Genomic DNA, 26,693 nt, shown 5'->3' with positions numbered 1-26,693 from the left:
CGGCGCCCTCGTGCCTCGTCGCACGGGGGCGCTTGTGCGTCCGGGCGACGGACGGACCGCTCAGCCGGCCCCGCCCGGCACCGGGGACGCCCCGGTCGCCCGGCGGACGATCTCTCCGTAGATCTCGGGATCCGTCGTGTACTCGCCGAGACGACAGGTCTTACGGCTGCCGTGGTAGTCGCTGGAGCCCGTGGTGAGCAGACCGAGCTCGGCCGCGAGGCCGCGCAGCCGGGCACGCGTGGGCTCGTCGTGGTCCATATGGTCGACCTCGATCCCGTCAAGACCCGCGGCGGCGAGCTCCGCGATCGCGCTCTCGGGCACGCACAGCCCGCGCTTGAGGGCCAGCGGATGCGCGAAGACGGTCACCCCGCCGGCCGCCTTGACCAGGCGGATCGCCTCGAACGGGTCGAGCTCGTGCTTCTCGACGTAGGCCCGGCCGCCATTGGCGAGCCACTGCGGAGTGAAGGCGTCCGAGACGCTTTCGACGACGCCCAGCTCGACCAGCGCGGTCGCCACATGCGGCCGCCCCACGGCCCCGTCGCCGGCGATCCGGGCCACCTGCTCCCAGGTGATCGGCACGCCCAGCTCCCGCAGCTTGTCGACCATCGCCCGGGCGCGCGGCACCCGGTCGTCGCGGACGAGCTCGCGCTCGCGCGCCAGCTCCGGCTCGACCGGGTCGAAGAGATACGCCAGCATGTGCAGGCTCACGCCCGCCGCGCCGTCTTCCGACGTACCTGAGGTGCCCGAGCCGCCGTCGGACGGCGGGACCATCAGCCGGCACGACAGCTCGGCGCCGGTCACCAGGGTCAGCCCCGATGAAACGCCGCGCAGCGCCCGCTTCGCCTCCTCGTACCCGCCGACGGTGTCGTGGTCGGTGAGCGCGACGACGTCAAGACCGGCCGCGGCGGCGCCCAGCACCAGCTCGGCGGGGGTGTCCGTACCGTCGGACGCAGTGGAGTGGGTGTGCAGATCGATGCGCACGACGCGGGCTCCCAGCTGCGGCGGTGGAACGGAGGGGACGCTTCAGAATAACCGGCCGCGACCGAGATGATCAGCCCAGGATGCGCGGCGACAGCGCCCCGCACGGCACCAGGTCCACCTCGGCCCCGGCATCCCGCAGATCGGTGAGCACCATCTCGTCGTACATCATCAGACCGGTCTGCTCGGGCCAGACGATCGCCCACAGCCACAGCCCGCACGCCTCCCCCGCGAACACCGCGCGGTCGTCCGGTGTGCCCTCGACCAGCCACAGCGGGGTGGGCCGCCCGGCGGCCAACACCTTGACCTGCGGCGCCCGGTCGACCCGCATACCGGGCCCCGGGTCGGGGCCGCGGATCCCGGCGTATCGCGCACCGAGCCCGACCCCCAGCTCCTCCGCGACCAGCAGCAGCTCCCCGGGCCCGCCCAGCGGGCCGGGTCCCGAGCAGGCCACGGCGGTGGCCCGGCCGCCGCTGCGGTCGTCGCCCGCGCATGCGACGCCGGTGAAAAGCCAGCCGACCGGAAGCGGCCACGGCATCCACACCGGCACCCGGGCACGGTTGGTGACGACCACGAGTGCTTCGACGCTCGGCGGGACGACCGGCTGAAGCGGATGCACTGTGCCGTGCACCCCGCACTGCCAGGAGTCGGCGAAGAGACCGGGCGCCCGCACCCGGCCACCGCACTTCGGGCAACTGGGTTCGCCCCTCATAGGGCCCCACGGTCCTCCCCGGGCGTCGCCACGTCAAGGACGATCACCCGTCCGGATGCGACTCGGGCCGGCACCCGAGCCGCCCCTCATCTCAGCTCGCCAGCGGCACCCCGGAGCGGCTCGGGTCCCGCAGATCCGTGCCGTGCCTGAGCCAGCGGTCCTGCAGCGCGCCCGCGCCGTGCACCCGCTTCCACGCCGCCTCGTTCCCGGTCATGGGCAGCAGCGGCAGAAAACGGACCGGGTCCATCGGCTGGTCGAGCTCCAAGTCCTCGACCAGCCCGCCCGGTTCGGCCACCAATACGGAGGTGAAGGGCGCGCCCGGCCACAGCGGCCCGCCCAGGTCCAGCGAGGCTCCCGGCGCCACCACCACGCCCTCCACCTGGGGGGACGCGGCGAGGACGGCGAGCGGGCGCAGCACCTCGTCGAGCACGGGCAGCCCGGGGCCCACGGCCGCGCCGCCGATCCGCACCGTCAGCACCAACTCGGCGCGCGGGCCGCGCAGCGGGTCGGCGACGACGGCGGTCGGGTCGGTCATCGGCCGGTCGGCCATGCCGAGTGTGGCGTAACGCACGACGTCCGCGTCGCGGAAGCGCAGCACCTCGATGCGGTCCGTGCCGACGAAGGTCACGGCGGCGCGGGCGTCAGGCTCGCCAAGCGCCGTCCGCAATCGGGCCTCGACCAGCTGAAGAACGTCTGACATGCGGCGAGCATAGATCGCGTATCGAACAGGCAAAGCGGCGACTTATCGGTTCAGACGGCTGATAGCCTTGGCGCCTGCCCAGGGAGTTATACGTCATCCCTCAAGGGGGACCGACCGGAGGAGGTGGGGCTGCGGTGGATCCTAGTCGACCGTGCAGTACCGACAGTTCTCCCGTCCTCTTCCCCTCGGTATGCGGCTGTTCTTGATCTGAAACCTTCCGTACCCCACCGCTCGGCGGTGAAACACGTGAAGTCGATGCGCATCCAGGGCACTTGACGGTAGAGCGCCTTCGTAACGCTTTGTCTCTTTTCTACCGCGAACTTCCGTCAGCGCCATCGCACGGAGTGCCGCCCGCTTTGCGGACGTACGGCCACCGAAGCCCGTACGTCCACCTTCCGGGCCGCGCTGCGCCGCGCGCCCGCCGCTGACGGCCTGCCCGTGAAGGAGCCCGTCATGTCGATGATCCGTGACCTGCGCGCAGCCGTCCGCCCCGCCCTGCGCCGCACCCGCGCCACCAGCAACTACGACAACACCCGCGACCCCTCCGTCTCGAGCGCGGTGATCGACTGCGCCGTCTACCGCGACGGGCGGCGGGTCAGCGACCACTGCAGCCCGGCCGAGGCCATGAAGCGGGTGCGCGCCGAGGGCGGCTTCGCCTGGATCGGGCTGCACGAGCCGACCGAGCGCGAGTTCGCCGGAATCGCACAGGAGTTCGGACTCCACCCGCTGGCCGTGGAGGATGCGGTCCAGGCGCACCAGCGGCCGAAGCTGGAGCGGTACGACGACTCCCTGTTCACCGTCTTCAAGACGATCCACTACGTCGAGCACGCGGAGCTCACCGCCACCAGCGAGGTCGTCGAGACCGGCGAGGTCATGTGCTTCACCGGCCGGAACTTCATCGTGACCGTCCGACACGGCGGCCAAGGCTCGCTGCGCGCGCTGCGCCACCGCCTCCAGGAGGACCCCGAGCTGCTGGCCAAGGGCCCCTCGGCGGTGCTGCACGCGATCGCCGACCAGGTCGTGGACGGCTATCTCGCGGTCGCCGACGCGGTCCAGGACGACATCGACGAGGTCGAGATCGACGTCTTCTCGGCGGCCAGCTCCCGGCGGGGCGGCGACGCGGGGCGGATCTACCAGCTCAAGCGAGAGGTGCTGGAGTTCAAGCGGGCCGTCTCGCCGCTGCTGCGGCCGATGCAGCTGCTGAGCGAGCGGCCGATGCGGGTGGTGGACCCGGACATCCAGAAGTACTTCCGGGACGTCGCGGACCACCTGGCGCGCGTCAATGAGCAGGTGCTGGCCTTCGACGACCTGCTCAACTCGATCCTCCAGGCCAATCTGGCGCAGGCCACCGTGGCCCAGAACGAGGACATGCGCAAGATCACGTCCTGGGCGGCGATCTTCGCCGTGCCCACGATGATCGCCGGGATCTACGGCATGAACTTCGACTACATGCCGGAGCTGCGCTGGAAGTTCGGCTACCCGGCGGTGCTCGTCGTCACGGTCTCGATCTGCTTCGTGATCCACCGCGGCTTCAAGCGCAACGGCTGGCTCTGACCCCCTTTTTTTGAGGCTCGGTTCGCCTCCGGGGCGCGGCCCCTGTCGACGGTCGACCGTGCTCGGCCCCTCGTTCCTCGGGGCCTCCGCGCGCTCTCCACTTTCGACAGCGGCCGCGCCCCTTCGGCTCACTCGCCAGCGGCGGGGCCCTCAGCCTGGCTTTCTGCGGTCCGCCAGCACCACCAGCGCCAGGCCGACGAGGATCACCCCGAGCGCCGGGTAGGCGACCGCATGCGGCGTCTGGCCCAGCCAGAGGGCGGCGATCAGGGCCGCGCCCGGCGTCTCGAGCAGCAGCGAGGTCGAGGTGATGGACGGCCCCAGGCCCTTGACCACGCGGTTGATGAGCGAATGGCCCAGCAGCTGCGCGGTGACCGTCAGCGCGGCCAGCTTCAGCCAGGTCGCGCCGCTGTAGCCGCCCAGGGCCGTACCCGAGGCCAGGCAGGTGACCAGCAGAAGCACGCTGGTGGTGCCGTAGCAGACATAGGTGTACGCCGTCGTGCTCACCGTCCGCCGCACCTCGGCGCCGAGCACCACATACCCCGCGCCCGCGATACCGCCCACCAGCGCGAGCGCATCGCCCGCGAGCGCGCGGGTGGACAGCGACAGATCGACCCCGGTCAGCAGCACCACGCCGAGGAGGGCGACCGACATGCCCGCCCAGACCAGGCCGGACGGGCGCTGCCCGCGCAGCCGCAGCAGCAGCGCGGTCCAGATCGGGGTCGTGGTGACGAGCGCGGTCGACGAGGCGACGGAGGTCATGTGCAGGCTGGGCAGCCACGCCCCGAAGTGCAGCGCGAGCAGCGCCCCCGACCCGACGGACAGCAGCACCCCGCCGCGCCCCATCCCGCGCAGCTCCCGCCGGTGGCGCAGCAGCGCGAAGGGGGTGAGCGCGCCGACGGCCATGGCGTTGCGCCAGAACGCGACGGCCAGGGCCGGGGCCGCCGTCGCGGCGACCAGGGGCGCGGAGAACGAGACCGAGGCGACGGCGAGTGCCAGCAGCGCCACGTCGAGGGTGGCGGCGGGGTGAACGGCGGGGGCCTGCGGGACAGGGGCTGTCGGTCCGGCCCGACCGGCCGGACCGACACCGGCGGAGGTCCCGGAGCGGCTGGAACTGGCATTGGACACGGCCTCAGGGTAAGAGGCATCAGGACCCTTCGGAACTGCCCGCCCATCTGGTGGGACGGCCGTCCGTACGGCGGTCGCCCCACCTGGCCATAGGCTGTCGGCATGACGCAGACCCCGCTGGACCGCGCCCTCATCGAGGAAGCGGCCAAGAAGTCCGCCCTCGTCTGGGTCCGTGGCGCGGCCGGCGCCCAGGCCGTTGGCGACCGCGCGCTGTGGCACGTGTGGCACGAGGGCGCGGTCTGTCTGGTCGGGGACGGCCCCGGGGAGCAGCCCCTGAGCGACCTCGGCCTGGTGGACGGCGGCGCCGCCACCGTCACCGTGCGCAGCAAGGACAAGGGCGGACGGCTCGTCACCTGGCCCGCCCGGGTGGCCGAACTCGCGCCCGGCGGCGAGGCGTGGACGGCCGCCGTCGACGAGCTGAAGGGCAAGCGGCTGAACGCCCCGGACTCCGAGCGGATCGCCGAGCGCTGGGCCCGTGAGTGCCGGGTGCTGCGCCTGGAGCCGACGTCGGCCCCGGTCGAGGAACTGCCGTCCGGCTCCCTGGCCGCGCCCCCGCCGCCGAGCCCGGCCACCACCCGCCGCCCGATGCCCGCCGGGCTCCCCAAGCTGCTCGCCCGCCGGGGCCGCGCGCGCAAGGGCCGCTGAGCGGTACGCGCCGCCGGGGATCTCGCTGCGCAACGCCTCAGCGGTACGCGCCGCTGGGGAGTTACGTGCCGCTCGGGATCTGCTGTCCGTAGTCCACGACATCGCCCTTGTCCGGCGCGGCCAGCGTGAAGTCCTTGTCCCAGTCGGCGAGCCGGATCACGCCCGCGCGGCCCGCCCGCTCCAGCCGCAGCGGATACGGCGTGCCCTCCAACGACACGTCGAGCGCCCCGCCGCTGCCCTCGCCGCCGCGGATCCGGATGGTCCGTACGCCGTCGACCTTGCCGCGGTCGCCCGTGGAGATCTTTCCGTGCAGGCCGAGCAGCCCGTCGAGCAGCAGGGTCTTGTCCGTCAGCCCGCTGAGCTGTTTGTACGAGGGGTCGCCGGCCGGGATCTTCACGTACTTGTCGTCGAGCTTCTTCGCGGCGGCGGCGTCGCCCGCGCTCTGTCCGCCCCCGCTCTGCCCGCTGCCGCTGCCCTCGCCGCCCTCGTTCTTGTGCGCCCAAAAGCCCGCGTCGGCCTTGAGGTAGAGGTCCTTGCCGACGCGCAGCAGCTGGAAGGTGCTGCCCTCGGCGGAGACCTGGCCGGTGCCGCCGTCCGCCTTGAGCCGCATGTCGACCTTGTAGGTGCGCCCCTTGGTGACGAGCTCGCCGGACAGACGTACCGCCTCGGCGTCCCCGGCGGCCTTCTGGGCTCTGGCCTCGATCTTCGCGGCGGGGAGCTTGCCCACGCCGTTGGTGCCCGCGTCGGGGTCCTCGCCGCCGCCGTCGCCGCCACATCCGGCGAGCGCCGCGGCCAACCCCGCGCACATCGCCGCCATGACAGCTGGGTTCCGGGTGCGCACGTCTGCTCTGCCTCCTGAAGCCGATGCAGGGGCAGCGTACCGGTGCCGTCCAGGGGTGCCGCTCCGGCGGCAGGGCAGGGCAGGGCGCGCTAGCCTGAACCCGGCATTCAAAGCGATAGCCGAATACGACCACATATGCCAATGAAGCCGATATTCGCGTCGGCGGAAGAGTCCATGACAGAGCCCATGACACAGGGAGGCGCATGACATGCCCGCAGGCGCCCCCAGGGTGTTCGTCTCGCACCTCGCGGGTGTTCCCGTCTTCGACCCCAACGGCGACCAGGTGGGCCGGGTCCGCGATCTGGTGGCCATGCTGCGCCTGGGCGGCCGGCCGCCGCGCCTCCTGGGTCTGGTGGTCGAAGTGGTCACCCGCCGCCGGATCTTCCTGCCCATGACCCGGGTGACGAGCGTCGAGTCCGGCCAGGTCATCACCACGGGCGTGGTCAACATGCGGCGCTTCCAGCAGCGCCCGACCGAGACCCTGGTGCTCGGCGAGCTGCTGGACCGCACCGTACGGATGGTGGAGACGGGCGAGGAGGTCACGGTCCTCGACGTGGCCATGGCGCAGCTGCCCGCGCGCCGGGACTGGCAGATCGACAAGGTCTTCGTACGGCGCGGCAGGTCGGGCGCGCTGCGGCGGCGCGGGGAGACGCTGACCGTCGACTGGTCCGCGGTCACCGGTTTCTCCCTCGAGGAGCAGGGGCAGGGCGCGGAGAATCTGCTGGCCACCTTCGAGCAGCTGCGCCCCGCCGACCTCGCCAATGTGCTGCACCACCTCTCGGAGAAGCGACGCGGCGAAGTGGCCGCGGCGCTGGACGACGAACGGCTCGCCGACGTCCTGGAGGAGCTGCCGGACGACGACCAGGTCGAAATCCTCGGCAAGCTCCAGGAGGAGCGCGCGGCCGACGTCCTGGAGGCGATGGCCCCGGACGACGCGGCCGATCTGCTCTCCGAGCTCCCCGAGGAGGACAAGGAGCGGCTGCTGGCCCTGATGCGGCCGCGCGACGCGGCGGACATGCGGCGGCTGATGTCGTACGAGGAGGGCTCGGCGGGCGGGCTGATGACGCCCGACCCGATCGTGCTGCGCCCGGACGCGACGGTCGCGGACGCCCTCGCGCGCGTACGCAACCGGGACCTGACCCCCGCGCTCGCCGCGCAGGTGTATGTGTGCCGGCCGCCGGACGAGACGCCGACCGGCCGCTATCTGGGCCTGGTGCACTTCCAGCGGCTGCTGCGGGAGCCGCCGTACACGCTCGTCGGCTCGGTCGTCGACACCGATCTCCAGCCGCTGCGGCCCGAGGCCCTGCTGCCCGGGGTGACCAGCTATCTGGCCACGTACAACCTGGTCACGGCACCGGTCGTGGACGAGAGCGGTTCGCTGCTCGGCGCGGTGACGGTCGACGATGTGCTCGACCACCTGCTGCCGCCCGACTGGCGGGAGCGGGAGCTGTACGGCATGGCCGCGCCCACGGTCTCCGGAGGCCCGCCGACGGTCCCCGGAAGCCGGCACGCGGCCCGTGGCGGCTGGCCGGAGGTCCCCGATGGCCGGTGACGGAACCCGGCTCGACCGGCCCAGAGTGCGGCGCCGCACGCCGCTGCCGCGGTGGGACCCGGAGGCGTTCGGCAAGGCGTCGGAGCGGATCGCCCGCTTCCTGGGCACCGGCCGCTTCATCGTCTGGATGACGGTCTTCGTCACCGTGTGGCTCGGCTGGAACATCCTGGCTCCGGAGCGGCTGCGGTTCGACTCCTTCCCGTTCATCTTCCTGACGCTGATGCTCTCGCTGCAGGCCTCCTACTCGGCCCCGCTGATCCTGCTCTCCCAGTACCGGCAGTCCGACCGCGACCGGGTCACCCTGGAGCAGGACCGCGCCCGGGACGAGCGCTCCATCGCCGACACCGAGTTCCTGGCCCGGGAGATCGCCGCGCTGCGGATGGGCATGGGCGAGGTGGCGACCCGCGACTGGATCCGCTCCGAGTTCCAGGATCTGATCAGGGAGGTGGAGCGGGAGGGGGCCAAGGGTCGCGCCGCCCCGTCCCCCGCCCCGTCCCCGGCCCCGCGTGACGAACGCGACCGCTGACCGCCCTTACCGCTCGGTACCCGGTGCGCCGTACCATCTCCGTATGGCTACCGACACTGCCCCCACACCGACCGAGGACGCGGTGCGCACCGCGCTCGCGACGGTCAACGACCCGGAGATCCACAAGCCGATCACGGATCTCGGCATGGTCAAATCCGTCGAGATCGCGGCGGACGGCACGGTCGCGGTGGCGGTCTACCTCACGGTCGCCGGCTGTCCCATGCGCGAGACGATCACCGCCCGGGTGCAGGAGGCGGTGTCCAAGGTCGCGGGCGTGGCCGGCGTCACCGTCGAGCTGGATGTGATGAGCGACGAGCAGCGGCGCGAGCTGGCCACCTCGCTGCGCGGCGGCCAGGCAGAGCGCGAGGTGCCCTTCGCCAAGCCGGGCTCGCTGACCCGGGTGTACGCGGTGGCGTCCGGCAAGGGCGGCGTCGGCAAGTCGTCGGTGACGGTCAACCTGGCCGCGGCGATGGCCGCCGACGGTCTGAAGGTCGGCGTCGTGGACGCGGACATCTACGGCCACTCGGTGCCGCGCATGCTGGGCGCCGACGGCAGCCCCACCCAGGTGGAGAACATGATCATGCCGCCGTCGGCCAACGGCGTGAAGGTCATCTCGATCGGCATGTTCACCCCGGGCAACACCCCGGTGGTGTGGCGCGGGCCGATGCTGCACCGCGCGCTCCAGCAGTTCCTCGCCGATGTCTACTGGGGCGACCTGGACGTGCTGCTGCTCGACCTGCCGCCGGGCACCGGCGATATCGCGATCTCCGTGGCCCAGCTCGTGCCCAACGCCGAGATCCTGGTCGTCACCACGCCGCAGATGGCTGCCGCCGAGGTCGCCGAGCGGGCGGGCTCGATCGCGGTCCAGACCCATCAGAAGATCGTCGGCGTGGTCGAGAACATGTCCGGGCTGCCCTGTCCGCACTGCGACGAGATGGTCGACGTCTTCGGCACGGGCGGCGGCCAGACGGTCGCCGACGGCCTGACCCGGGCCACCGGCGCCACGGTGCCGGTGCTCGGCGCCATCCCGATCGATGTGCGGCTGCGCGAGGGCGGCGACGAGGGGAAGCCGGTCGTGCTGACCGACCCCGACTCCCCGGCGGGCAGCGCGCTGCGGGCCATCGCGGGCAAGCTCGGGGGGCGGCAGCGCGGGCTGGCGGGTATGTCGCTGGGTATCACTCCGCGCAACAAGTTCTGAGCGAGCCTTAGGCGGCCTTGGGCGGGCTCAGCGAGCGGGCGCGAAGAGCTGCGGGCGGCCTCCTCAGGGGGCCGCCCGGTCTTTCCGTACTGCCTGCTGTCCGGCCGTTCTGCCTCGGCAGCTGCCTGGTCTCGGCCGACTGCCGGGTTTCGGCTACTCGTACGCGGTGATGTCCTTGATCACCGCGAAACCCAGCCCGTACGCGCTCATCCCGCGCCCGTACGCGCCGATGTGCCCGCCCTCGCGGGCCGATCCGGCCAGCACCCAGCCGTACTCGGACTCGCGGTAGTGGAAGTCGGTCGGCACCCCGTCCACCGGCAGCGACAGCTGCGACCAGCCCGGGCCGTCGAGGTCGTCCGCGAGCTCCCAGGCGATCGCGGTCTGCTGGTCCAGCCAGTCCTGGCGCAGCGCGCGCTCCATACGCGTCGGCCAGGTCGACGACAGCAGGCCGGACCCCGCCAGCCAGGCCGCCGAGGAGACCGAGGTGGCCTCCAGCACGCCCGTACCGTCCGCGCTGTCCCGCACCGGGCGGCTGGCCACGGTCACCACGACCGCGAAGCGCTGCTGGTCCGGCTCGGTCTCGGCGCGCAGCGACGGCTCGTCGCCGTGCCCGGTGGAGCCGTGCTCGACCGTGCCGTCCGCGGCCGCGCCCACCTGCATCAGCCGGCGCCGCCCCGTGAACGCCTCGTCAAGGCCGTACCACGGGAAGGCGGCCATCAGATAGCCGTCGACCCTCCGCCGAGCGTCGGCGGGGATCCCTTGAGCGGCCGACGCGCCGTCCTCGGCGGACGCGCCCGCTGTACCAGCCACCCCTTGCTCCCCTAGCCGACTCGTCGTCTCCATCTGTGCGGAGCCTCCTCGTTGCCCTGCGTCGTGGGCGGCCCGCCCCCCTCAGGCGACCTCACCCCGGACAAAGGGAGGATAGCCATACGGGTCAACCAGGCCGGGCATACGGGGGGATCAAGTGGCGTCGGAGTCGAAAGGCGGACGCTCCTCGCGCCCCGGCTCTTCGCGCTTGCGCAGCAGGTCAGGGGTGCTGGAGCCGCTGTCGGAGCCGGACCCGCCGCCGGACTTCGAGGTCGGGGAAGAACCGGAAGAGCCGTGTGCTGCGTCACTCTCCCGGCCGTTCACCGCGTCCGCGACCTCGGCCATCTCCTTGCGGAGGTCGAAGCCGTTACGGATCTCCTTGAGGCCCATGTCGTCCGAGTCGAGCACATGCTTGCGGACGAAATTCTTCGGATTCAGGTCCTCGAACTCGAAGTCCTTGAACTCCGGGCCCAGCTCGGAGCGGATGTCCTCCTTGGCGTTGTCGGAGAACTCCCTCACCTTGCGTATGAACCGCGACACATCCTGGATGACCTTCGGAAGCTTCTCCGGGCCGAAGACGAGCACCGCAAGGATGACGAGCGCGATCAGCTCGAGGGGTCCTATGTCGAAGAACACCTTGCAGCTCCTAGGGACGTCTGTGGCCACGGTCCAGGCCACTGAACACGGTACCTGTCGGCAGGGGCAGGGCGGGAGACGCCCGGACCAACATCGGGCGTCTCCGGCCGGACATCACCCTCCCCCAGCTACCGCTGGGAGGTGCCCCCCGGCGTCACCAGCCGGGCGTGTCAGCCGCTGCCGCTGGCCGAACCGAGCGTCAGCTCCACCGTCCGCTCCCGGCCGTCCCGGCGCAGCGTCAGCCGGAGCCGGTCGCCGGGGCGGTGGCTGCGGATCTTGACGATCAACTCCTGGCCGCTGTGCACCCGTACGCCGTCCACCTCCGTGACGATGTCGCCGGCCTTGATCCCGGCCTTGTCGCCCGGGCCACCCGGGTTGACCGGCGGGCCGTCGGCGCCCCGGGTGTGCACCCGCGCGCCGTCCCCCGCGTACTCCATGTCGAGCGTGACACCAATCACAGGGTGGGTGGCCTTGCCGGTGTTGATCAGCTCCTCGGCGACCCGCTTGCCCTGGTTGATCGGGATCGCGAAGCCCAGGCCGATGCTGCCGCCTTGGCTGCCGCCGAGCCCCGAACCGTCGTCGGCCGCGCGGATCGCGCTGTTGATGCCGATGACCCGCGCCTTGGAATCCACCAGCGGGCCGCCGGAGTTGCCCGGGTTTATCGGGGCGTCGGTCTGGAGCGCGTCGACATAGCTGACATCGCTGCCGTCCCCTTGCTCACCGCCCGCGGTGATGGGGCGCTCCTTGGCGCTGATGATCCCGGAGGTCACGGTGCCCGCCAGGTCGTACGGGGCGCCGATCGCCACGACGGGGTCGCCGACGCGCACGGAGTCGGAGTTGCCGAGGGCCAGTGGATGCAGTCCTGAGACACCGTCGACCTTGATGACCGCCAGGTCGTAGCCGCTGTCCCGGCCGATCACCTTGGCGTCCGCCACCTCGCCGCCGCTGAACGTCACCGATATGGCGCCGCCCGAACCGGCGGGCTCCACGACGTGGTTGTTGGTGAGGATATGGCCCTGCTCGTCGAGCACGAAGCCGGTGCCGGTGGCCTGCTCCGTGCCGCCGCTGACATGGATGGTCACCACGCCCGGCAGCGCACGCGCGGCGATGCCCGAGACGCTGTCCGGGTCGACGGCACCCTGGTCGGCCGACGCCTGCGGGAGGTGCACCGCGCTGTCCTCGGTGGTCCGCTCATGCTCCAGATACGCGCCGATACCGCCGCCGAGGCAGCCCGCGATCAGCGCGATCAGCACGGCCCCGACCAGTCCGCGGCGGCGCGAGGGCTTCCGCGGCACGTCCGGTGCCGAGGTCCACGGGTCATAGTGCTGCCACTGCGCGGCCTGCCCCGGCTGGGACTGCAGGGGCTGCCCGGACTGCTGCGGCAGTTGGGCGGTGGCGGCGGCCGGGTCCGGCTGCGCGCCCGGCGGGAGCTGGGTGCCCGGCGGGAGCTGGGTGCCCGGCGGGAGCTGGGTGCCCGGCGGGAGCTGGGTGCCGTGGGCGGGGGTCATCCCGGTCGGGGCCATCGCGGCCGGGGGCATCTGGGTGCCCTGGGCCGGGGTCATCCCGGGTGGCGGCACGGCCTGGGCCGCCGCGGGCGGCACCTGGGTGCCGTGCGCGGGGGTCGCGCCGGGGTGGATGCCGGGCGGAAGGGTGGTGCCATGGGCCGGGGTCGGCATGGGCCGCTGCACAGGAGGGGCGGGCGCCCAGGGGCCGGGACCGCCGTAGGGCGGTGTGCTGTACGGGTCGGGGGCGTGCAGCGGATGGGCGGTCTGCCCGCCCTCCGCACCGGACTCGGCTCCCGCCGCGGCTCCGTCCCCGCCATCCTCACCATCGCCGCTGTGGCCACCGGCCGCGGGTGACGGCGGCTGGTCCGACACACCGTCACCGACGGGGTTGTCGATGGGGGCTTGGGTCATGGGCGCCGGTCCGGACTCGGCCCCGGCGGCCGTCGCGTCACCCGGCACCGAGTCAACCGCCCCCGTATCGCCCGGCGCCGCGGCGGCCGACGCTCCGTCAGCTGAGCCCGGCGCGTGTCCGACGCCGCCGTCACCCGCGCCCACCGCCGTCGAATCCCCGGCCGTGGTGTCTCCCGCGGGCTGCGCATCGGCCTCGGATGACGACCGGCGACCGGGTCGTGTGACCGGGCGGCTCCACCACTTCGGCTTGGGCCCGGTGGCCTTACCCTCGTCCATGATCTCCCCAGGTTTCCCGCGACACGGCGCGGACTGCGCCGCCTCGGGACAGCCGCCACCGCCACCGGGTGGCGCTGCCCGGTAGCCGATTCAATCAGGTCCGCCGACGCCCGCGCAGTGCGTACGCCACGAGCGGCCCCGCACCCGCCGCACGGGCCGGGGCGCGCCGCCCATCGGCCCTCCGCTACTTCGGGGGCGCGCTGAATCCGTGGTACGGCGGGGTCCGCGTCGCCGGCTGGGAGGGGTCCGCCATCTGGGTCGGCGCGGGCGTGGCCGCGGCGGCGCGCAGCAGCCGGGTGGCCGCCAGGATGGGCTGGATCAGCGGGTCCGGGACGCCGCCGGAGGCCTCGCTGAGGGTCCGGGAGTGCGTCGTACTCGGGGAGGTCGTGTCCACCGGAGCGGCCACATCCAGCAGCCCCACCTCACGGCGGGTGCGCTCGCGCAACCCCATGGTCTCGGTCTCCTCGACCGCGGAACTCACGCCGACCGGGCTCACCGCACTGTCCGAGCCCTCCGCCTGGCTCCCGGGCGAGTCGACCGCCGCGTCCAGCGGAAGCGCGGCGCCGAGCGCGAACGCGGCCAGCGACACCGCTCCCGCGGCCGCGAAGGCGAACCGGCGGCGCGGGGCGGGGCGACCGACCTCATGGATCCGGAACCCGCGCTCACGCGGGACGGCGGCGGACGAGGCGGCCGGGCTCACCGCCCGGCTTGTGGGCAAAAACGCAAACGCCTGCTCCCGCGCCTCGTGCACGCCACGAACGCCGCGGGTGTCCGGGGCGCCGAAGACGCTTGAGCCGCCGAACGGCGAGCTGTCGCCACCGCCGCCGTCGGCCTCGTCCGCCGACAGGCCCGGCAGGCCCTGGAGCCGCGCGAGAAAGCCCTCCGAGGGAGCGGGAGGCGCCGTCTGCGCGAATACATTTTTCAGCCGCCGCTGAGCGTCGGCCTCCGCCTTGCACTTGCAGCACGTCGCGAGGTGTGCGAGCACACGCTCACGCGCGTCGTGCCCCAGCTCGCCATCGACCAGAGCTGCAAGGCGGTCGCCGAGATGCTGCTCGGCGGGGGACTGACCGCCTGACCGGGTCACGCGATTCCGACCTCCCCGCTCAACCGGGGCGCGGCGGCGGGGCGGGGCACCGCCGTCACCGTGCGCTGCTCGGCCCGGGCCTCGGGCGAGCGGTGCTTGAGGGCCTTGCGCAGATGCGAGCGACCACGGTGGATCCGGCTGCGCACCGTGCCGAGCTTCACACCGAGGGTCGCGGCGATCTCCTCGTACGACAGCCCCTCGATATCGCAGAGCACGACGGCCGCGCGGAACTCCGGCGCAAGGGTGTCGAGGGCCTGCTGCACATCGGCGTCGAAGTGCGTGTCGTTGAAATGCTGCTGGGGAGAGGGCTCACGGCTGGGCAGCCGCTCGGCCGCGTCCTCACCGAGCGCGTCGAAGCGGATGCGCTGGCGGCGGCGGACCATGTCGAGGAAGAGGTTGGTGGTGATGCGGTGCAGCCACCCCTCGAAGGTCCCGGGGCTGTAGGTGGACAGCGAGCGGAAGACCCGGACGAAGACCTCTTGGGTCAGATCCTCGGCGTCGTGCTGATTACCGGTGAGGCGATACGCGAGGCGGTAGACCCGTGCACTGTGCGTGCTGACGATCTCCTCCCAGGTAGGAGGTGTCCACGCCGGAGCGTCCGCGTCGGTGGCGAAGGTCGCGGTCGTAGCGGTATCGACGGAACGAGGACGGTCAGCAATGTCGGTCACGGATTTCGGCTCGCCCGCTGACCTGCGAAAGCGCCTCAGCACTCTCCGGTCACCGGCCGCAGCCGCACCTCCCCTGTCGGCTCTGGTGGTGTCCAGTAGAGCCCCTACCATATCCACCTCGCCCGTTAGCTCCGGATAAGCATTTTTGACCTGCATTTGTTCGCGATCCATATGCTCCCCCCTCCCCTTCCAACGCCCGGTCCCATCTGCGGGTTCCCGGGCGCAGCGGCTACAGTCACGCTTGCGTCAACTACGGGGACAGGAGAGGGCCATTACCGCCAACCGGCAGACGAGCTGGGCGTTCGCCGATGCGTTCGTCGCCGAGGACGCAGCCCTGCGCTGGGCCCGTGACCGGGCCCGGGAGGCGGGGATGCGCTCGGTGTCGTCCGGCACGGGCGCGGCGCTGCGCCTGCTCGCCGCCGCCGCGGACGCCAAGGCCGTCGCCGAGATCGGCACCGGGACCGGGGTCTCGGGCATCCACCTGCTGAACGGCATGCGGCCGGACGGCGTGCTGACCACCGTGGACTCCGAACCGGAGATGCAGCAGTTCGCCCGGCAGGCGTTCCGCGCCGCCGGCTTCACCGGGAACCGGGCGCGCTTCATCCCCGGGCGCGCGCTGGACGTCCTGCCGCGGCTCGCCGACGGCGGCTACGACCTGGTGTTCTGCGACGGCGACCGCTCCGAGTGCCTTGACTACCTCGGTGAATCGTTGCGCCTGCTGCGGCCCGGCGGACTGGTCTGCTTCGAGGGCGTCTTCGCGAACGGGCGGACTGTGGACTCCGCGGTGCAGCCGGCCGAAGTGCTGCGCCTGCGCGAGCTGCTGCGCACCGTACGGGAGTCCACCGTGCTCCAGTCGTCCCTGCTGCCCGTGGGCGACGGGCTGCTCTGCGCGGTCAAGCGCGGCTAGCCGCGGCTGGACGCGGGGACAGGCAGAGACCCAGGCAGGGCCTCGTATCAAAGCACCGCCCCGGCGGCCGGTATATGTCCATACCGGCCGCCGGGGCGGCACACGGGTGATGGTGGGACCGATGGCTTCAGCCGACAACCTTCTTCAGGGCGTCGCCGAGCGCGTCGGCCTCGTCCGGTGTCAGCTCGACGACGAGCCGACCGCCGCCTTCGAGCGGAACGCGCATGACGATGCCCCGCCCCTCCTTGGTCACCTCGAGCGGGCCGTCGCCCGTCCGCGGCTTCATGGCCGCCATGCTCGTTCCCCTTCCTGAAACCAGCTCATCGCAGCCGACAACCCAGGTGTCACCGGCATCGAACACGTTGCTTCCTTGTCATTATCCCGCATGGCACGACCCGATGACCAACATCAGTCGGCAACCCCTGCACAACGCGCTCGCCCAAAACCACCCAATTCGGGGAGGGATCGCGATACCGTACGGGCGCCGATGCCCGGGGCGCGTCCCGACGGCGGTTCACGAAGCGCCGGATTCTTTGACGCAGGTCACATGTCGGTCGCGCCGATCTTTCGGCATGCTGAGCGCTGACCGCCGCGCCGGGGCCCGGACCGGGCCGCCGATGCGGCGTCACCCGAGCCGCGACCCAGCCGCACCGGAGGACCCGCCATGGCCGACACCGTGCTCTACGAGCTGACCGACGGCGTCGCGACGATCACCCTCAATCGTCCCGACGCCATGAACGCGCTCAACATCGCCACCAAGGTCGCCCTGCGCGACGCCCTGCTCCAGGCCGCCGGGGACCCGGCCGTCCGGGCCGTGCTGCTCATCGGCACCGGCCGCGCCTTCTGCGTGGGCCAGGACCTCAAGGAGCACATCGAGCTGCTGGCGGCCGACCGGGCGGGGGAGGGCGAGGGCTCGACCATGAGCACCGTCGGGCTGCACTACAACCCGATCGTGACCGCGATCGCCGGGATGCCGAAGCCGGTCGTCGCCGCGGTCAACGGGGTCGCGGCGGGCGCGGGCGCGGGCTTCGCGTTCGCCGCCGACTACCGCCTCGTCGCCGACACCGCCTCGTTCAACACCTCTTTCGCCAGGGTCGCCCTCACCGCCGACTCCGGCGTCTCCTGGACCCTGCAGCGGCTGATCGGCCACGGCCGCGCGGCCGACCTCCTGCTCTTCCCGCGCTCGATCAGCGCTCAGGATGCCTACGACCTGGGCGTCGCGAACAAGGTCGTCCCGGCCGCGGAGCTGGCCGCCGAGGCTGCGGCGGTGGCCCGGGAACTGGCCGAGGGCCCGACCGCGGCCTATGCGGCGATCAAGGAATCCCTCGCTTACGCGGCCGGGCACGGCCTGACCGAGGCGCTGGCCAAGGAGGAGGAGCTCCAGCGGCGCGCGGGCGCCTCGGAGGACCACCTGGCCGCGGTGGACGCGTTCGTCAAGAAGGAGAAGCCCACCTTCACCGGCCGGTGAGGTTCCCCTTCCGAGGGCTCGGCTCTCCCCCGGCCACCGCTGAGGGAGAACCGAGCCCGGAAAGACTCAGGCACCACGGACGTGGCAGTCGGCCAGGTGGTCGTTGACCAGGCCGCACGCCTGCATCAGGGCATAGGCCGTGGTCGGTCCGACGAAACGGAAGCCGCGCTTCTTGAGGTCGCGGGACAGCGCCGTCGACTCCGGGGTGATCGGGGCGATGTCCTCGAAGGTCCGCGGCGCCGGGCGGCCGACCGCGTTCGGAGCGTGGGACCAGATCAGTTTGTCCAGCTCGCCCGGCGCCAGCTCGGCCGCCACCCGCGCGTTCGACACGACGGCCGAGATCTTGGCCCGGTTGCGGATGATGCGGGAGTCGCCGAGCAGCCGCTGCTCATCCGCTTCCGTGAACTCCGCGACCGCCGCGATCTTGAACCCGGCGAACGCGGCACGGAAGCCCTCGCGGCGGCGCAGGATCGTCAGCCAGGACAGACCGGACTGGAACGCCTCCAGGGAGATCCGCTCGAACAGGGCATCGTCGCCATGGACCGGGCGGCCCCACTCGGTGTCGTGGTAGACGCGGTAGTCGGCCATGCTCTCGGTCTCCAGCCCACCCCATGGGCAGCGCAGCAACCCGTCCGGCCCCAGCACCACTTCCCCGGCGCTCATGCCCCTCCCTCCCGCTCAGTCTCGGCACGCTTCCACGCGCGGGCTTCCCTCGTCACTGCTCGCTCCTCCGACGCTGCGCGGCTCCTCAGTCCAGCCCGCACAGCGCGCCAAGACACGCTCATGCGCCGTCCCCTTCCGGCCCGCGCGGCGGGACGTCCGGCGCGGGCGGATGCTGCGGGGGCGGGTCGTACGGGTGCGGGGACAGGCCGTGGGCAGGCAGGTCGTGAGCAGGCAGCCCCGGCGGCGGCAGGTCGCGCGGAAGACCCGGCGCGGCGATGTCATGCGGCGGCAGGCCCGGCGGGGCGATGTCGTGCGGCGGGAGACCGCCGGGCTGCCGCAGCAGCCCGGGCCCGCCGTGGGCCGACGCCTGCGCCCCGGCCAGGGCCGTCTCCAGCTCGGCGATCCGGGCGTCGCGCTCGGCGAGCTCGGCGCCGAGCCGGCCCAGCACATCGTCGACATCGGCCATGCGATAGCCCCGCACGGTCATCGGGATGCGCAGCGCCTCCACATCGGCACGGCCCAGCGGCCGGTCGGCGGGCAGCGCGTCATCGAGCCGGTCGGGGGGCGCCTCGGCCAGCGCGCCGCCGTCGCCACCTCCGACGACCGCGACCGTGACCGCGCCGACCACCACGACCAGCGCGATCAGCAAGAACCAAAACACGACGATCGTCTCCCCGGGTGCGCGCGTACGTCCTACCAGTCTGCCTCGATCGTGCCATGCCCCACCGACAGTTATCGTCGCTCGCAGCCCCTCTGGGGAGGAAGCGAGAGGAAGTGCGGATGCTACGGCTCGGACGGCGTGAGTTCGGCGAGAACGAACAAGTGATCATGGCGATCGTGAACCGGACGCCGGACTCCTTCTACGACCGGGGGGCCACCTTCCACGACGGCCCCGCCCTGGACCGTGTCGAGCAGGCGGTGGCGGAGGGCGCCGCCATCGTCGACATCGGCGGGGTGAAGGCCGGTCCCGGCGACGAGGTGAGCGCCGCCGAGGAGGTGCGCCGCACGGTGGGCTTCGTGGCCGAGGTGCGCCGGCGCCACCCGGACGTGGTGATCAGCGTGGACACCTGGCGCCACGAGGTCGGGGAGGCGGTCTGCGAGGCGGGCGCGGATCTGCTCAACGACGCATGGGGCGGGGTCGACCCCAAGCTGGCCGAGGTCGCCGCCCGGTACGGCGCCGGTCTGGTGTGCACCCACGCGGGCGGCGCCCAGCCGCGCACCAGGCCGCACCGGGTCGCGTACGACGATGTGGTGGCCGACATCCTGCGGGTCACGCTCGAGCTGGCGCGGCGCGCCGTCGAGCTGGGTGTGGAGCGCGAGTCGATCCTGATCGACCCGGGCCACGACTTCGGCAAGAACACCCGGCACTCGCTGGAGGCGACCCGGCGGCTCGGCGAGCTGGCGGAGACCGGCTGGCCCGTTCTGGTCTCGCTGTCCAACAAGGACTTCGTGGGCGAGACGCTGGACCGGCCGGTCAAGGAGCGGCTGCTTGGCACCCTCGCGACAACCGCGATCTCGGCCTGGCTCGGCGCGCGGGTCTACCGGGTGCACGAGGTGGCCGAGACCCGCCAGGTGCTGGACATGGTGTCCTCCATCGCCGGTCACCGGCCCCCGGCGGTCGCCCGGCGCGGCGTGGCCTGACGGGCGACGGGCGACGGGTGAGCCGGCGGGGCGGCAGGCGGGTCAGCCGCCGGACTCCTTCGTCATCAGCTCGACCACCTCGTCCACGTCGTCGGTGAGGCGGAACAGCTCCAGGTCCATCGGGCTCGCCTTGCCCTGCGCGACCAGCGTGTCCTTCAACCAGGCCACCAGGCCCTGCCAGTAGCCGCTGCCGTAGAGCACGATCGGGAAGCGGGTCACCTTCTTGGTCTGCACGAGGGTCAGCGCCTCGAAGAACTCGTCCAGGGTGCCGACCCCGCCCGGCAGCACCACGAACCCCTGCGCGTACTTCACGAACATCGTCTTGCGGACGAAGAAGTAGCGGAAGTTCACGCCGATGTCGACGTACGGGTTGAGGCCCTGCTCGTACGGCAGCTCGATGCCGAGCCCGACGGAGACCCCGCCCGCCTCGCACGCGCCCTTGTTCGCCGCCTCCATCGCCCCCGGGCCGCCGCCCGTGATCACCGCGAACCCCGCCTCCGCCAGGGCCCGCCCGATCCGCACCCCCGCCTCGTACTCCGGCGACCCCTCCGGCGTACGGGCGGACCCGAAGACGCTGACCGCCCGGCCGAGGTCGGCGAGCGCGCCGAAGCCCTCGACGAACTCCGACTGGATGCGCAGCACCCGGAACGGGTCCTCGTGCACCCAGTGGGTCGCTCCCTGGCTGTCCAGCAGCCGCTGGTCGGTCGTGCCGGGCCGCATCTGCTGGCGTCGGCGCACGACCGGGCCCTCGCGCTGCTCCTGCAGCGTCCGCTCGTCCTCGGCGTTGCCCATGTGTGCTCCCTTCGCCACGATCTGCCTCCGATCAGCCGCAGATCTGTCGTTCAGCGTAGGCCCCTGTTCTCGGCGCGTCAGCCAAGTCCGAACCGAGCCCTCAAAACGGCGCCAAAAGGACGGTCAGGCGGTCAGCCAGGCCCGCAGCCGCTGCTCGGCCTCCAGCACCGCCGCGGTGTTCACATGCTCTTCGCGGGTGTGTGCGAGGAGCGGATCGCCGGGGCCGTAGTTGATCGCGGGCACACCGAGCGCCGAGAAGAAGGCGACGTCCGTCCAGGCGTCCTTGGGGGCCGGCTCCGTGCCGATCGACTCGACGAAGGCGGCCGCGGCCGGGTGGGACAGGCCCGGCAGCGCGCCGGGCGCGCTGTCCGTGGCCTCCACCTCGAACCCGTCGAAGACCTCGCGTACATGCGCGAGCGCCTCGGCCTCGGAGCGGTCGGGGGCGAACCGGTAGTTGACGGTCACGGCGCAGAAGTCCGGGATGACGTTGCCCGCATGGCCGCCCTCGATACGCACCGCGTTGAGACCTTCACGGTACGTGAGCCCATCGATGTCCACGCGGCGCGGCTGGTATCCGACCAGCCGGTCGAGGACGGGCGCGGCCTTGTGGATGGCGTTCTCGCCGAGCCAGCTGCGCGCGGAGTGGGCGCGCTTGCCGCTCGCGGTGACCCGCACCCGCAGGGTGCCCTGGCAGCCGGCCTCGACCTTGCCGTCGGTGGGCTCCAGCAGGACCGCGAAGTCGGCGGCCAGCCACTCGGGGTGACGCTCGGCCAGCCGGCGCAGCCCGTTGAGCTCGAGGGCGACCTCTTCGTGATCGTAGAAGACGAAGGTCAGATCGCGGTTGGGGGCGGGCACGGCCTGGGCGACGCGCAGCTGTACGGCCACGCCCGACTTCATATCGGAGGTGCCGCAGCCCCACAGCACCCCTCCTTCGTCGAGCCGGGAAGGGACGTTGTCGGCGATCGGCACGGTGTCGATATGTCCCGCGAGCACCACCCGCTCCGCCCGCCCCAGGTTCGTCCGGGCCACGATGGCGTCCCCGTCGCGGTCGACGATCAGATGCGGCAGGGCGCGCAGCGCCTCCTCTACGGCGTCGGCGAGCGCCTTCTCGTCGCCGCTGACCGAGGGGAAGTCGACGAGCTGGGCGGTGAGCCGGGCGGCGTCCAGGGACAGATCAAGTGCGGGATGTGCCATGGAACCGACCCTAGCCCGTCCTCGCCGACGGCGGCCGGGCAGTAGCGGTGCGGTGGCGACGGCGGCCGGGCAGGGCGGCGCGGTGGCCGGGCAGGGCGGTGGTGGCGGGGCCTCCCGGGCCGGTGACGTGCCTCTTGACACATGTCGGTCCGGGGCCGGGCGGCCCTCAAGTAACGTGTGCGCCGTGCCCCTGCCCGTCCTCGCCAGCCGCGCCCGTCGGACACGCGCCGCGATCGCCTGCGCCGTACTGCTGGCCCTCGTCGGATATGTGGCGGCGCACATCGCGACCGGCGGCTGGGGCCCGCCCCGCTGCTTCGTACGGGCGGAGGGCGAGTATCTGGCGCTCACCCCCGAACAGGCGGCGAACGCAGCCACGATCGAGGCGGTGGCCGCCTCCCGGGGGCTGCCGGAGCGGGCCGTCACCATCGCGCTGGCCACCGCGCTTCAGGAGTCGGGGCTGCGCAACATCCGCCATGGCGACCGGGATTCACTGGGGCTCTTCCAGCAACGGCCCTCACAAGGCTGGGGCACCGCACGGCAGATCCAGGATCCGGTCTACGCCACGGGGCGGTTCTACGACCACCTGGTGAAGGTCCCCGGCTACTCGCGGCTCCCGCTCACGGTGGCCGCCCAGCGGGTGCAGTACAGCGGTTACCCGCAGGCGTACGCGAAGCACGAGACCGAGGCCGTGGTGTTGACCGGTGCGCTGACCGGGCGTTCGGCGGCCGCCTTCTCCTGCCCCGGCCCGCCGGACGACGGAGTTCCGGGCGATCCGGCGCGGGTCCGGGCGGAGTTGAAGCGGGAGTTCGGCCCCGAGGTGGCGGCGGCGGTACGGCCGGCCGGGCAGGGCGGCGGGCGCGCCGCGGCCGCGCATATGGTGCGGGTGCCGACCGGGGCGACCCGGGCCCGCGGCGGGGCGGAGCGTAACGGCTGGGAATTGGCCTATTGGGCGGTGACCCACTCGGACGAGTTGCGCATCGAACGCGTTTCTTATGGCAACCACGTATGGACCGCCGGGAATTTGCGGGCCGGTTGGCATACCACCGACGAGGACTCCGGACCGGAAGTTCGTATCGCCATCGCCCGATAACGCGGCAGATCACCGCTGGTGACGGTGGGTCAAAGCGGGGCCGGTGACATTTACAGATGCTCGCTCACATCCGAAACGGATTATGCGACGCATTACCAATTCTTTACCTTGGCGCACCGCAACCTTCCCGCTTCTCACGCGGTATTCACTGCGTCCGGCTGCCGGACATCCACGCCAAATGTCCCTCCGTCAAAGGAGCATCATGTCCCTCCCCCTCACGCGTCGGATCGCCCGGACCGCGCTGCTGGTCGCAGCGGGCGCCGCTCCCGTGGTCGGTGCCGCCGGCGCCGCGAGTGCAGCGGACCTGTCCCTGACGCAGGCCCCCAAGCTGGGCGGGCTGAGCGCGCTCGACACCGCCGCGGTCGGCAGCCTCGCGGACGCCGCCTCGCAGCACGTCGGAAGCGCGGCGGGCGAGGTCGGCGGCAAGGCCGGCGGGACCGTCACGCGTGCCCTCCGGGGCCCGGAGCAGGCCCCTCCGGCCGCCCGGCCCGCGGACAAGGCCGCTGCGGGCAAGGCCACCTCCGAGGCCAGGGCGGCCTCCGGCAAGGCGGCCTCCGGGGCGAAGTCGGTCGCCGGCAAGACCGGAAAGGTGACCGGAAAGGTGGGGGCGGCGAAGGCCGACAAGGGCGACCACGGCAAGGCGGTGGCCGACAAGACCATGGCCGAGACCAAGGCCAAGGCCAAGGGGGGCAAGGGCCGCCATGCCGCCCCGAGCCGCGGCAAGGCCGTCGCGAGCAAGGTCGGCAAGGCTGTCACCGGCAAGGCCGGCAAGGCCAGGAAGGTCGGCAAGGCCGCCGCCGGCAAGGCCGCGGCGAGCGAGCCCGCCCAGGCCGTCCCGGCCGCCCCGAGCACCCTGCCCACCAGTTCCCTGACCGACGGCCTGCCGGTCAAGGGCCTGCCGATCCTCGGCGGCTGAAAGCAGCCCCACGCGCGAAACACCCGGGCCCGGGGAGCATCCGCTCCCCGGGCCCGTCACCTGTCCGCGTGGTCGCGTGGCCGTGCAGCCGCGCGCTCAGCGCCTGGGCAGACCGCCGCCCAGCCGCTGGACCGCCGCCGCGACCCGCTCGTCGGTGGCGGTGAACGCGACCCGTACATTCCGCTCCCCCGCCACGCCGTAGAAGTCGCCCGGCGCCACCAGGATGCCCAGTTCGGCGAGCGCGCCGACGGTGTCCCAGCACGGCTCGTCCCGCGTCACCCACAGGTACAGCGACGCCTCGCTGTGCTCGATGCGGAAGCCGCACCCTTCAAGCGCCTCGCGCAGCTCGGCGCGGCGGCGGGCGTAGCGCTCGCGCTGCTCGGCCACGTGCGCGTCGTCGCCCAGCGCGGCGACGGTGGCGGCCTGGACGGGCGCGGGCACCATCATCCCGCCGTGCTTGCGGAGCTGCAGCAGCTCGCCGAGCACCGCCGCGTCACCGGCGAGGAACGCCGCGCGGTAGCCCGCCAGGTTGGAGCGCTTGGAGAGCGAGTGCACCGCCACCAGGCCCTCGAAGGTGCCGCCGGAGACCTCGGGGTGCAGTACGGACACCGGGTCGGCGTCCCAGCCGAGCTCCAGGTAGCACTCGTCGCTGGCCAGCAGCACGCCGTGCGCGCGCGCCCAGGCCACCGCGGTCCGCAGTTCGTCCTTGTCCAGCACTCGGCCGGTCGGGTTGGACGGGGAGTTGAGCCACAGCAGCTTCAGCCCCGTGGGGTCGAGCTCGGTCGGCTCGTCGTACGGCACGGGCTCCGCGCCCGCCAGCCGCGCGCCCACCTCGTACGTCGGGTAGGCAAGACGCGGGAAGGCGACCCGGTCGCCGGGGCCGATGCCGAGCTGGGTGGGCAGCGACGCCACCAGCTCCTTGGAGCCGACCACCGGCAGCACCTGGGTGTGGTCCACGCCCGTCGCGCCCAGCCGCCGCTCCACCCAGCCGGTCAGCGCGTCCCGCAGCGCGGCGGTGCCCCATACGGTGGGATAGCCGGGGCTGTCGGCCGCGCCGGTCAGCGCGGTGCGGATCAGCTCGGGGACCGGGTCGACGGGGGTGCCCACCGACAGGTCGACGATGCCGTCCGGATGCGCCGCGGCGGTCGCCTTGTACGGTTCGAGCCGGTCCCAGGGGAAGACGGGGAGACGGGCGGAGACGGGTGGCACAACTGGCTCGCTTTCTTGGGAAAAACAGCCCGGCCCCGCAGGCCGTGGTGGCATGCGGGACCGAGAGCTGCGCGGTGCTGGGGCGTCTTCTAGAACGCGCCCGCGCGCCGCGAGGTCACTCGTCGTGCTCCTGCGGGGGCAGGGCGGCGATGAAGGGGTGGTCACGCTCGATCAGACCCAGCTTGCTCGCGCCACCGGGCGAGCCCAGCTCGTCGAAGAACTCGACGTTGGCCTTGTAGTAGTCCTTCCACTCCTCGGGAGTGTCGTCCTCGTAGAAGATCGCCTCGACCGGGCAGACCGGCTCACAGGCCCCACAGTCGACGCACTCGTCCGGGTGGATGTACAAGGACCGCTGGCCCTCGTAGATGCAGTCGACGGGGCACTCCTCGATGCACGCCTTGTCTTTCAGGTCGACACAAGGCTGCGCGATGACGTAGGTCACGCTGTCGTTCCTCCTCTTAGGGCTGCTATCGCGCGGGAGCGCGGCGTCGTCGATGCCCGCACCTAGTATCTCCGTTCTTGGGCACCAGACGCACGTGAGGGGCGAGCAGAGCTGTGGATTTCACCACTGGCGGACGACTTGAGGTCCGGATTACCCCGTCTGACGTGGGTAGACGCGTGTCCGTCAGGCTGACGATCGAGGGTGGCGACAGCGGCGCGCGGTTCACGGACGTGGTCGGCGTGCTCACATCGTGGACACACGGTGTGCTCTGCGTCACTCGACGCACCGGAGAGGAGGTCCGCATCGCGGAATCCTCGCTGGTGGCGGGCAAGGTCGTGCCCGCGGCTCCGGCCCGCCGCCGCGGCCCGGCGGCGACCGCGGCCGAACTGGACCGGGCCGCCGCCCGCGCCTGGCCGCCGGTGGAGAGCGTACGGCTCGGGGAGTGGGAGCTGCGCGCGGCGGGCGGCTTCACCCGGCGCGCCAACTCCGCGCTGCCGCTCGGCGATCCGGGCGTACCGGTCGAGGACGCGCTGCGGCGGGTGACCGCCTGGTACGCCGAGCGCGGGCTGCCCGCCTATATCCAGGTCAGCACCGGCGCCGAGGGGACACAGGAGTTGCTGGCCGCGGAGCTCGCGGCGCACGGCTGGGTCCGTGAGGTCTCCGCGGACATACGGATCGCCGCCCTCGCCCCCATCGCGGACAAGGACGCCGATGTCTCCCGGGTCGCCCTCTCCCGCGATATCGACGACGCCTGGCTGGCCCGCTATCAGCGCTCCGCCTCCGGCGAACCCTCCCCCGAGGTGCTGCGGGTGCTCCGCGGCGGCCCGTCGGTGTGGTTCGCGACCATAACGACAGCAGACGACGCCTCAGGCGTCCCGGCCGCGATCGGGAGGTGCGTGGTGGACGGCCGCTGGGCCGGGTTCACGGCCGTGGAGACCGATCCGCTGCTGCGCCGCCAGGGCCTGGCCACCGCCGTGATGACCGCGCTCGCCCGCAAGGCCCTCGAGGAGGGCGCCTCGGCTGCGTATCTGCAGGTCGAGGCGGACAATGACGGTGCCCGAGCGCTCTACGAGGGTATGGGCTTCAGCACACACCACAGCTACCACCACTGGCGCGCACCCCACGAGAACCACCGCTGATCGGGTACGAGGCA

Annotated in this window: 28 protein-coding genes; 11 read left to right on the top strand and 17 right to left on the bottom strand. The window is 72.4% G+C overall.

Features of this window, described 5'->3' with window-relative positions; genetic code table 11:
- Positions 1–60 precede the first annotated feature (60 nt).
- The 3 genes from ACFV2X_RS25970 to ACFV2X_RS25960 all read right to left on the bottom strand — a co-directional run bounded on the left by ACFV2X_RS25970 (position 61) and on the right by ACFV2X_RS25960 (position 2,390).
- Positions 61–981 (bottom strand): PHP domain-containing protein, encoded by a 921-nt coding sequence (locus ACFV2X_RS25970; protein WP_385620568.1) that lies wholly within the window; start codon positions 979–981, stop codon positions 61–63.
- Between the two features lie 70 nt (positions 982–1,051).
- Positions 1,052–1,690 (bottom strand): DUF6758 family protein, encoded by a 639-nt coding sequence (locus tag ACFV2X_RS25965; RefSeq protein ID WP_043486859.1) that lies wholly within the window; start codon positions 1,688–1,690, stop codon positions 1,052–1,054.
- 91 nt (positions 1,691–1,781) lie between these two features.
- Positions 1,782–2,390: a suppressor of fused domain protein gene (locus ACFV2X_RS25960; RefSeq protein WP_385620565.1), complete on the bottom strand. Its 609-nt coding sequence runs from the start codon at positions 2,388–2,390 to the stop codon at positions 1,782–1,784.
- Positions 2,391–2,843: 453 nt separating this feature from the next.
- Between ACFV2X_RS25960 and ACFV2X_RS25955 the strand changes: the two genes are divergently transcribed.
- Positions 2,844–3,944, top strand: coding sequence for a magnesium and cobalt transport protein CorA (locus tag ACFV2X_RS25955; protein WP_385620563.1), 1,101 nt, complete (start codon positions 2,844–2,846; stop codon positions 3,942–3,944).
- Between the two features lie 150 nt (positions 3,945–4,094).
- Here ACFV2X_RS25955 and ACFV2X_RS25950 read toward each other — a convergent pair whose 3' ends face one another.
- On the bottom strand, positions 4,095–5,069 hold the full coding sequence (locus ACFV2X_RS25950) for a DMT family transporter (RefSeq protein WP_385620561.1): 975 nt from the start codon (positions 5,067–5,069) through the stop codon (positions 4,095–4,097).
- Between the two features lie 102 nt (positions 5,070–5,171).
- On the opposite strand from ACFV2X_RS25950, the gene ACFV2X_RS25945 reads away from it, so the two are divergent.
- Positions 5,172–5,714 (top strand): hypothetical protein, encoded by a 543-nt coding sequence (locus tag ACFV2X_RS25945; protein WP_385620559.1) that lies wholly within the window; start codon positions 5,172–5,174, stop codon positions 5,712–5,714.
- 61 nt (positions 5,715–5,775) lie between these two features.
- Here the strand turns inward: ACFV2X_RS25945 and ACFV2X_RS25940 are convergent, their stop codons facing one another.
- The gene (locus ACFV2X_RS25940; RefSeq protein ID WP_385620557.1) at positions 5,776–6,555 is read right to left on the bottom strand and encodes a hypothetical protein; all 780 of its coding nucleotides are present in this window, start codon (positions 6,553–6,555) and stop codon (positions 5,776–5,778) included.
- A gap of 208 nt (positions 6,556–6,763) precedes the next feature.
- On the opposite strand from ACFV2X_RS25940, the gene ACFV2X_RS25935 reads away from it, so the two are divergent.
- The 3 genes from ACFV2X_RS25935 to ACFV2X_RS25925 are packed head-to-tail and all read left to right on the top strand — an operon-like array spanning position 6,764 to position 9,831.
- Positions 6,764–8,107 (top strand): magnesium transporter MgtE N-terminal domain-containing protein, encoded by a 1,344-nt coding sequence (locus tag ACFV2X_RS25935; protein WP_385620554.1) that lies wholly within the window; start codon positions 6,764–6,766, stop codon positions 8,105–8,107.
- Positions 8,097–8,633, top strand: coding sequence for a DUF1003 domain-containing protein (locus tag ACFV2X_RS25930; RefSeq protein ID WP_385620551.1), 537 nt, complete (start codon positions 8,097–8,099; stop codon positions 8,631–8,633). The genes ACFV2X_RS25935 and ACFV2X_RS25930 overlap by 11 nt, the downstream gene beginning before the upstream one ends.
- Before the next feature lie 43 nt (positions 8,634–8,676).
- Positions 8,677–9,831 (top strand): Mrp/NBP35 family ATP-binding protein, encoded by a 1,155-nt coding sequence (locus ACFV2X_RS25925; RefSeq protein WP_385620549.1) that lies wholly within the window; start codon positions 8,677–8,679, stop codon positions 9,829–9,831.
- A gap of 153 nt (positions 9,832–9,984) precedes the next feature.
- Here the strand turns inward: ACFV2X_RS25925 and ACFV2X_RS25920 are convergent, their stop codons facing one another.
- The 5 genes from ACFV2X_RS25920 to sigE form a co-directional block, all read right to left on the bottom strand.
- Positions 9,985–10,674 (bottom strand): hypothetical protein, encoded by a 690-nt coding sequence (locus ACFV2X_RS25920; RefSeq protein WP_385620547.1) that lies wholly within the window; start codon positions 10,672–10,674, stop codon positions 9,985–9,987.
- A 117-nt stretch (positions 10,675–10,791) separates the two neighbouring features.
- A complete protein-coding gene (locus ACFV2X_RS25915) occupies positions 10,792–11,274 on the bottom strand; it encodes a sec-independent translocase (RefSeq protein WP_385620544.1) in 483 nt (160 codons plus the stop codon).
- 170 nt (positions 11,275–11,444) lie between these two features.
- Positions 11,445–13,466, bottom strand: coding sequence for a trypsin-like peptidase domain-containing protein (locus tag ACFV2X_RS25910; protein WP_385620541.1), 2,022 nt, complete (start codon positions 13,464–13,466; stop codon positions 11,445–11,447).
- Between the two features lie 184 nt (positions 13,467–13,650).
- Complete coding sequence (locus ACFV2X_RS25905; RefSeq protein ID WP_385620539.1) at positions 13,651–14,550, bottom strand: anti-sigma factor family protein; 900 nt, start codon at positions 14,548–14,550, stop codon at positions 13,651–13,653.
- Complete coding sequence (sigE, locus tag ACFV2X_RS25900; protein ID WP_089505321.1) at positions 14,547–15,329, bottom strand: RNA polymerase sigma factor SigE; 783 nt, start codon at positions 15,327–15,329, stop codon at positions 14,547–14,549. The genes ACFV2X_RS25905 and sigE overlap by 4 nt, the downstream gene beginning before the upstream one ends.
- Before the next feature lie 130 nt (positions 15,330–15,459).
- On the opposite strand from sigE, the gene ACFV2X_RS25895 reads away from it, so the two are divergent.
- A complete protein-coding gene (locus ACFV2X_RS25895; protein ID WP_089504983.1) occupies positions 15,460–16,125 on the top strand; it encodes an O-methyltransferase in 666 nt (221 codons plus the stop codon).
- 127 nt (positions 16,126–16,252) lie between these two features.
- Here ACFV2X_RS25895 and ACFV2X_RS25890 read toward each other — a convergent pair whose 3' ends face one another.
- Complete coding sequence (locus ACFV2X_RS25890) at positions 16,253–16,420, bottom strand: DUF3117 domain-containing protein (RefSeq protein ID WP_003966491.1); 168 nt, start codon at positions 16,418–16,420, stop codon at positions 16,253–16,255.
- Positions 16,421–16,789: 369 nt separating this feature from the next.
- On the opposite strand from ACFV2X_RS25890, the gene ACFV2X_RS25885 reads away from it, so the two are divergent.
- A complete protein-coding gene (locus tag ACFV2X_RS25885) occupies positions 16,790–17,593 on the top strand; it encodes an enoyl-CoA hydratase-related protein (RefSeq protein ID WP_385620536.1) in 804 nt (267 codons plus the stop codon).
- 66 nt (positions 17,594–17,659) lie between these two features.
- Here ACFV2X_RS25885 and ACFV2X_RS25880 read toward each other — a convergent pair whose 3' ends face one another.
- Together ACFV2X_RS25880 and ACFV2X_RS25875 are read right to left on the bottom strand one after the other, a co-directional pair.
- Positions 17,660–18,256, bottom strand: coding sequence for a DNA-3-methyladenine glycosylase I (locus ACFV2X_RS25880; protein ID WP_385620534.1), 597 nt, complete (start codon positions 18,254–18,256; stop codon positions 17,660–17,662).
- 118 nt (positions 18,257–18,374) lie between these two features.
- On the bottom strand, positions 18,375–18,917 hold the full coding sequence (locus ACFV2X_RS25875; RefSeq protein ID WP_385620532.1) for a cell division protein DivIVA: 543 nt from the start codon (positions 18,915–18,917) through the stop codon (positions 18,375–18,377).
- Between the two features lie 119 nt (positions 18,918–19,036).
- Here ACFV2X_RS25875 and folP point away from each other — a divergent pair, with 119 nt between their 5' ends.
- Positions 19,037–19,897, top strand: a complete 861-nt coding sequence (gene folP / locus ACFV2X_RS25870) for a dihydropteroate synthase (protein WP_385620529.1) — start codon at positions 19,037–19,039, stop codon at positions 19,895–19,897.
- A gap of 42 nt (positions 19,898–19,939) precedes the next feature.
- On the opposite strand, the gene ACFV2X_RS25865 is transcribed toward folP, so the two are convergent.
- Positions 19,940–20,689 carry a TIGR00730 family Rossman fold protein gene (locus ACFV2X_RS25865; protein WP_385620527.1) on the bottom strand — a complete coding sequence of 250 codons (750 nt, stop codon included), beginning with the start codon at positions 20,687–20,689 and terminating at the stop codon, positions 19,940–19,942.
- Positions 20,690–20,812: 123 nt separating this feature from the next.
- Positions 20,813–21,883: a succinyl-diaminopimelate desuccinylase gene (dapE, locus tag ACFV2X_RS25860; protein ID WP_385620525.1), complete on the bottom strand. Its 1,071-nt coding sequence runs from the start codon at positions 21,881–21,883 to the stop codon at positions 20,813–20,815.
- Between the two features lie 184 nt (positions 21,884–22,067).
- On the opposite strand from dapE, the gene ACFV2X_RS25855 reads away from it, so the two are divergent.
- Positions 22,068–22,973, top strand: a complete 906-nt coding sequence (locus ACFV2X_RS25855; protein WP_385620523.1) for a hypothetical protein — start codon at positions 22,068–22,070, stop codon at positions 22,971–22,973.
- 202 nt (positions 22,974–23,175) lie between these two features.
- Positions 23,176–23,889, top strand: coding sequence for a hypothetical protein (locus tag ACFV2X_RS25850; RefSeq protein WP_385620522.1), 714 nt, complete (start codon positions 23,176–23,178; stop codon positions 23,887–23,889).
- 96 nt (positions 23,890–23,985) lie between these two features.
- Here ACFV2X_RS25850 and dapC read toward each other — a convergent pair whose 3' ends face one another.
- Positions 23,986–25,098, bottom strand: a complete 1,113-nt coding sequence (dapC, locus tag ACFV2X_RS25845) for a succinyldiaminopimelate transaminase (protein ID WP_385620520.1) — start codon at positions 25,096–25,098, stop codon at positions 23,986–23,988.
- A gap of 115 nt (positions 25,099–25,213) precedes the next feature.
- Positions 25,214–25,540 carry a ferredoxin gene (gene fdxA, locus ACFV2X_RS25840; RefSeq protein WP_014054705.1) on the bottom strand — a complete coding sequence of 109 codons (327 nt, stop codon included), beginning with the start codon at positions 25,538–25,540 and terminating at the stop codon, positions 25,214–25,216.
- Between the two features lie 113 nt (positions 25,541–25,653).
- Between fdxA and ACFV2X_RS25835 the strand changes: the two genes are divergently transcribed.
- Positions 25,654–26,679 (top strand): GNAT family N-acetyltransferase, encoded by a 1,026-nt coding sequence (locus ACFV2X_RS25835; protein WP_385620519.1) that lies wholly within the window; start codon positions 25,654–25,656, stop codon positions 26,677–26,679.
- Positions 26,680–26,693 lie beyond the last annotated feature (14 nt).

Source organism: Streptomyces sp. NPDC059679 (assembly GCF_042734105.1).
Lineage (GTDB): Bacteria > Actinomycetota > Actinomycetes > Streptomycetales > Streptomycetaceae > Streptomyces.
This window is presented reverse-complemented; position numbering and strand designations above follow the sequence as displayed.

Coding starts and splice junctions, on each gene's coding strand:
- ACFV2X_RS25965 (WP_043486859.1), bottom strand. CDS start 1,690: ATGAGGGGCGAACCCAGTTGCCCGAAGTGCGGTGGCCGGGTGCGGGCG.
- ACFV2X_RS25960 (WP_385620565.1), bottom strand. CDS start 2,390: ATGTCAGACGTTCTTCAGCTGGTCGAGGCCCGATTGCGGACGGCGCTT.
- ACFV2X_RS25955 (WP_385620563.1), top strand. CDS start 2,844: ATGTCGATGATCCGTGACCTGCGCGCAGCCGTCCGCCCCGCCCTGCGC.
- ACFV2X_RS25945 (WP_385620559.1), top strand. CDS start 5,172: ATGACGCAGACCCCGCTGGACCGCGCCCTCATCGAGGAAGCGGCCAAG.
- ACFV2X_RS25935 (WP_385620554.1), top strand. CDS start 6,764: ATGCCCGCAGGCGCCCCCAGGGTGTTCGTCTCGCACCTCGCGGGTGTT.
- ACFV2X_RS25930 (WP_385620551.1), top strand. CDS start 8,097: ATGGCCGGTGACGGAACCCGGCTCGACCGGCCCAGAGTGCGGCGCCGC.
- ACFV2X_RS25925 (WP_385620549.1), top strand. CDS start 8,677: ATGGCTACCGACACTGCCCCCACACCGACCGAGGACGCGGTGCGCACC.
- ACFV2X_RS25920 (WP_385620547.1), bottom strand. CDS start 10,674: ATGGAGACGACGAGTCGGCTAGGGGAGCAAGGGGTGGCTGGTACAGCG.
- ACFV2X_RS25910 (WP_385620541.1), bottom strand. CDS start 13,466: ATGGACGAGGGTAAGGCCACCGGGCCCAAGCCGAAGTGGTGGAGCCGC.
- sigE (WP_089505321.1), bottom strand. CDS start 15,329: ATGGTAGGGGCTCTACTGGACACCACCAGAGCCGACAGGGGAGGTGCG.
- ACFV2X_RS25890 (WP_003966491.1), bottom strand. CDS start 16,420: ATGGCGGCCATGAAGCCGCGGACGGGCGACGGCCCGCTCGAGGTGACC.
- ACFV2X_RS25885 (WP_385620536.1), top strand. CDS start 16,790: ATGGCCGACACCGTGCTCTACGAGCTGACCGACGGCGTCGCGACGATC.
- ACFV2X_RS25880 (WP_385620534.1), bottom strand. CDS start 18,256: ATGAGCGCCGGGGAAGTGGTGCTGGGGCCGGACGGGTTGCTGCGCTGC.
- folP (WP_385620529.1), top strand. CDS start 19,037: ATGCTACGGCTCGGACGGCGTGAGTTCGGCGAGAACGAACAAGTGATC.
- ACFV2X_RS25865 (WP_385620527.1), bottom strand. CDS start 20,689: ATGGGCAACGCCGAGGACGAGCGGACGCTGCAGGAGCAGCGCGAGGGC.
- dapE (WP_385620525.1), bottom strand. CDS start 21,883: ATGGCACATCCCGCACTTGATCTGTCCCTGGACGCCGCCCGGCTCACC.
- ACFV2X_RS25850 (WP_385620522.1), top strand. CDS start 23,176: ATGTCCCTCCCCCTCACGCGTCGGATCGCCCGGACCGCGCTGCTGGTC.